The 4880-nt window shown below is 72.0% G+C and carries 6 protein-coding genes and 1 pseudogene; 1 reads left to right on the top strand and 6 read right to left on the bottom strand.

Annotation, left to right across the window (positions count from 1 at the left end; genetic code table 11):
- The 6 genes from DQW85_RS27525 to DQW85_RS27550 form a co-directional block, all read right to left on the bottom strand.
- Positions 1-539, bottom strand: a 539-nt coding sequence (locus DQW85_RS27525; protein ID WP_113702812.1) for a glycerophosphodiester phosphodiesterase family protein, incomplete at its 3' end; no start/stop codon positions are given.
- 57 nt (positions 540-596) lie between these two features.
- Positions 597-1136 carry a TrmH family RNA methyltransferase gene (locus DQW85_RS27530; RefSeq protein WP_113702813.1) on the bottom strand — a complete coding sequence of 180 codons (540 nt, stop codon included), beginning with the start codon at positions 1134-1136 and terminating at the stop codon, positions 597-599.
- Positions 1133-1723, bottom strand: a complete 591-nt coding sequence (locus DQW85_RS27535; protein WP_113702814.1) for a class I SAM-dependent methyltransferase — start codon at positions 1721-1723, stop codon at positions 1133-1135. Before DQW85_RS27535 ends, DQW85_RS27530 begins: the two co-directional genes overlap by 4 nt.
- A gap of 10 nt (positions 1724-1733) precedes the next feature.
- Positions 1734-2681 (bottom strand): VWA domain-containing protein, encoded by a 948-nt coding sequence (locus DQW85_RS27540; protein ID WP_113702815.1) that lies wholly within the window; start codon positions 2679-2681, stop codon positions 1734-1736.
- A complete protein-coding gene (locus DQW85_RS27545; protein WP_240197460.1) occupies positions 2678-3613 on the bottom strand; it encodes a DUF58 domain-containing protein in 936 nt (311 codons plus the stop codon). Before DQW85_RS27545 ends, DQW85_RS27540 begins: the two co-directional genes overlap by 4 nt.
- The gene (locus DQW85_RS27550; protein ID WP_113702817.1) at positions 3610-4611 is read right to left on the bottom strand and encodes an AAA family ATPase; all 1002 of its coding nucleotides are present in this window, start codon (positions 4609-4611) and stop codon (positions 3610-3612) included. The genes DQW85_RS27545 and DQW85_RS27550 overlap by 4 nt, the downstream gene beginning before the upstream one ends.
- Before the next feature lie 56 nt (positions 4612-4667).
- Here DQW85_RS27550 and DQW85_RS44880 point away from each other — a divergent pair.
- Positions 4668-4880 (top strand): annotated as a pseudogene (locus DQW85_RS44880) (hypothetical protein); the annotation flags it as partial.

Consider the following 4880-nt stretch of genomic DNA (forward strand, 5'->3'; position numbering starts at 1 on the left):
AGGCGGCCGTAGCCGGACGTCGCGGCGGCGGCCCGGAGCGCGGCGACGCCGCGCGGGCCGAGCGCCGAGCAGACCTCCTTGCCGATCGCGGCCCTGGCCAGCACCAGGCGCTCGTCGGAGAAGGAGGTCAGGCAGACCCGGTCGTGCGCGGCCGTGCGCCTGATCGCCTCGGCGAGCGGGGCGATCGCGGTGGCCTCCTTCACGTCGATGTTGAAGCGGATCTCCGGCCAGCCGCCGAGCAGGTCCTCCAGCAGCGGGATCTCGTGGACGCCGCCGATGCGGGCCTGCCTGACCTCGCGGTAGGGCAGCTCGGAGACGCGCCCGCGCCGGTCGGTGACCCGGTCGAGCGTGTGGTCGTGGAAGGCGAGCAGCACCCCGTCGGCGGTGGCGTGCGCGTCGGTCTCCAGGTACGTGTAACCGAGGCGCGCCGCGCGCTCGAAGGCCTCGGCGGTGTTCTCCGCGCCCTCCGCGGCGCCACCTCGGTGGGCGAAGGCCAGCGGACCCGGATGGTCCAGAAAGGGGAAACGGCGGGCGTACACGTCCTGAAGTATGCCTTCCGTGCAATCGCTGGATGAAGAACGCGGACAAAGAACAGGTTACGAATCGGGGAGATTCTGCCACTCCTGGCGGCGCGCCTCGGCCAGGGCGATGGCGGCGGCCACGGCGACGTTGACGGAGCCGACCCGCCCCACCTGCGGGATGTAGCAGACCCCGTCGACGGCGTCGAGCAGGGCGGGGGAGCAGCCGTGGTCCTCGCTGCCCACCACCAGGCACACGTCGCGGCCGAGGTCGGCCCGGTGCAGCGGCACGGCCTCGGCGGTCAGCTCGATCGCCAGCACGGTGTAGCCGTCGTCGCGGGCGGCCTTGACGGCCTCGGTGGCGGGCACCGGGTCGTGCCAGGTGACCAGGCGGTCGGTGCCGAGCGCGGTCTTGCCCGCCTTCGGGTTGGTGGGCGGCGTGGAGTTGCCGGCCAGCCAGATCTGGTCGGCGCCGAACGCGGCGGCGCTGCGGAAGATCGAGCCCACGTTGAACGGGCCGGTGACCGACTCGAGGATCAGGGAGAGCCTGTTGCCGGTCTGCCGCCGCCAGGTGCGGTTGAGCCGCTTGACGTCGGTGGGGCGCAGCTGCCTTCTCATCTCTCCACTTTCAGGATCCGGTAGGCGGCCCGGGAGGCCTCGCGGGAGGCCTGCCAGCCCTGCTCGCCGAGCCAGCGCTGCAGGGAGTCGGAGCCGAGGTGTCTCTGGACGACCAGGTAGGCGACGCCGCCGGGCGCCAGCCGCGACAGCCACCTGGTGAGCATCCCGTGCAGGGCCGGCTTGCCGATCCGGATGGCCGGGTTGGACCAGATGGCGTCGAACGTGACCTCGTCCGGCACCTCGTCGACATGCACGGGTCTTACTTTGTAAAGGCGCGCGGCCTGCGCGTTCCGCTCGGTGAGCTCGATGGCGCGGCGGTTCACGTCGGCGGCCCACACGACGGCCTCGGGCGCGCGCGAGGCCATCGTCAGCGCGATCGGCCCGTAGCCGCACCCGAGGTCGAGCAGGTCGCCCTCGCGGGGCGGCGGCGGAACCGTCTCCAGGAGGATCCGGGTGCCGAGGTCGACCCGCTCGGGCGAGAACACGCCGCTGTCGGTCTCCAGCCGGAGGTGCAGGTCGGGCAGCACCAGGTCCACGCTGCCCGGCCTGCTCGCCGTGCCCGGCCGTTCGGAGAAGTAGTGGGCCACGTGGCAGACGTTACGGGATCCTGGTGCCGAACAGCACGGCGGCGCCCGCCAGCAGGCTCCCGAACACGATCGCGGCCACGATGAACCACTGCGTGACCTCCTGGTCCACCAGCTTGAACCCGAGCGAGGTGCCGATCTGCTCGTACACGTCGCGCAGCTCGCTGCCGGACTCCGCCGAGTACGCCCGGCCGGTGGTGCCGTCGGACAGCGACTGCAGGGTCTGCTTGTTGACCGGGACGTTCACCGGGCGGCCGTCGATGTTGACCGTGCCCTCCTGCGTGCCGTACGCGATCGTGGAGACCGGCACCCGCGCCTTCTTGGCCGCCTCGATGGCCTCGTTGACCGAGCGCCCGGAGGTGTTGTCGCCGTCGGACAGCAGCACGATCGCGGCGGGCGGCGGGTCGGTGGCGGCCTCCTGGTCGAAGGAGCGCACCGAGTCGAGCGCGTTGAACACCGCCTCGCCGATCGCGGTGCCCGGCCGGGTCGACAGGTTGCCGATGGCGGTCACCACGGCCTGGTGGTCGGTGGTGGGGGAGATGACCACGTTCGCCGAGCGCGCGAAGGAGACCACGCCGACGTTGAACCGGTCGGGCAGCTCCTTGACGAACGCCTGTGCGGCGGTCTTGGCGGCGGTGATCCGGTCGGGCTGGACGTCGTCGGCCTCCATCGACAGCGACACGTCGAGCGCGATCATGATGGTGGCGCGGTCGCGCGGCACCCGTACCTGGTCTGCCGGCCTGGCCGCGCCGAGCACGAGCAGCGACATCATGACGAGGAACAGCAGCGGCGCCACGTGCCGCCGCCAGCCGGGCCCGGCCGGCACGACGAGGTTGAGCAGCGCCACGTTGGTGAAGCGCACGGTGTAGCGGCGCCGGGCGAACTGCGCGGCGACGTAGCCGGCGATCAGCAGCACCACCAGCGTGAACAGCCACAGCCACGCGGGGGACAGGAAAGTCATTGAGCCCTCCGGTGGGCGAGGTGGCTCATGCGGCGCTGGCGCAGCACGAACTGCGCGATGTCGAACACCCAGTCCCTGTCGGTGCGCAGCACCAGGTGCGCGACCCCGGCACGGCGCAGCGCCGCCCGGGTGCCGTCACGCTGCAGCATGGCGGCCTCGGCGTAATCGCGGCGGATTTTGGGTGAAAGGTGCACTTCACGTACGTTCCCGGTCTCCGGGTCGGCGAACGCGACACGGCCCACGTCGGGCAGCTCGAGCTCGCGCGGGTCGATCACCTCGATCGCGAGCACCTGGTGGCGGGCCGACAGGCGCCGGATCGGCCGCTCCCACGGCCGTTCGGCGCCGGGGTCGAGCTCCGGGTGGGCGTCGATGAAGTCGGACACGACCACGCGCATGCCGCGCCGCCTGCGGGTGGCCGACAGCACCTCGATGCCCTCCGCCAGGTCGGGGGCGTCGGGCACGGGACGGCCGCGCGGCGCGTCCATCAGCGAGTGCAGCAGCCCGTACAGGGCGGGGCGTCCGGAACGCGCGGGCATACGGTGGACGTACTCGTCGTGCAGCACCAGGGCGCCGAACCGGTCGCCCATCCGGCTGGACAGGAACCCGATCGCGCCCATCGCGGCCACCACGAGATCGCGCTTGTCGCTGTCGGCGGTGCCGAAGTCCATGCTGGGCGACAGGTCGGCCAGCGCCCACGTCTCCAGCTCGCGGTCGGCGATCAGGTCGCGCACGTGCGGCACGGTCGTGCGGGCGGTGACCGCCCAGTCCATGCGGCGCACGTCGTCCTCGCCGGGGACGTATACGCGGCTGTCGCCCGCCTCGCTGCCCGTGCCGGGCAGCAGCCCCTGGTGGGCGCCGTGGAGGAGCCCGTCGAGCTTCCTCGTCACCACCAGCTCCAGGCGTCTGAGAGCCTGCTCGGCCGTCGTCGTCACCGCTGCTGGTTCCAGACGACGAGGGGCGGCGGCACGGCGTGCAGGATCTGCCGGACGACCTGCTCGGGATCGACGCCGTCGGCCAGCGCGTCGAACGTGAGCATCAGCCGGTGCGACATCACGTCCACGGCCACGTCGCGGACGTCGTCGGGCAGCATGTAGTCGCGGCCGCGCAGCAGCGCCAGGGCGCGCCCGGCGGCGACCAGGCCCAGCGTGGCACGCGGGCTGACGCCGATCTCGATGGTCTCGCCCAGCTCCCCCAGGCCGTACTCGGCGGGCGCGCGGGTGGACATGACCAGCCGCACGACGTAGTCGGCGACCAGCTGGTGGACCGACACCTGCTCGGCGGCCTCCTGCAGAGCCAGCAGCCGGTCGGGGTCGAGCACCCGCTCGGGCGTGGGCGGCGTGACGCTCATCCGGTGCAGGATCTCCAGCTCCTCGTGGGCGCTCGGGTGGTTGACGCGCACCCGGAACAGGAACCGGTCGCGCTGCACCTCGGGCAGCGGGTAGACGCCCTCGGACTCGATCGGGTTCTGGGTGGCCAGCACGATGAACGGCCTGGGCAGCGGGTGGGTGACGCCGGCCAGCGTGACCTGACGCTCGGCCATGACCTCCAGCAGCGCCGACTGCACCTTCGCCGGGGCGCGGTTGATCTCGTCGGCGAGCAGGAAGTTCACGAACACCGGGCCGAGCTCGACGTCGAACTTCTCGTTGGACGGATGGAAGACGCGGGTGCCGACGATGTCGCTCGGCACCAGGTCGGGGGTGAACTGGATGCGGGCGAACGTACCGCCCACCACGGTGGCCAGGGTCGAGGCGGCGAGGGTCTTGGCGACGCCTGGGACTCCTTCCAGCAAGCAGTGCCCGCGTGCGAGCAGGGCCACGATCAGCCTCTCGACCATGTGATCCTGTCCGACGATCACTCGCCGGACCTCGTCGAGGGCCTGACGCAGCACGGCCGCGTCGGTTCCGCCTGGCAACTCTTCGGCGACGCTCATGAGGCCCATTCCACCAAACGCGCCGCGAACGCGCATCACGCCACGTCTGTGCTTTCATGGCAAACGTGGCAAGTCCGCTGCAGTATGGCGATCCTCCCCGGCTGGGGCCCTTCGTGGTGCAGGCGCGCCTGCACTCGGCGCCGGCCGGCTTCGTGTACCTGGGACAGGCGGCCGACGGGCGCGCGGTGTCGCTGGCCGTGCTGACGCGCGGCGCGGCGTTCGACGCGGCGGCGCGCGAGCGCTTCGTGACCGCGATCCGGGAGACGGCC

Origin of the sequence: Nonomuraea lactucae (assembly GCF_003313395.1) — a bacterium.
Lineage (GTDB): Bacteria > Actinomycetota > Actinomycetes > Streptosporangiales > Streptosporangiaceae > Nonomuraea > Nonomuraea lactucae.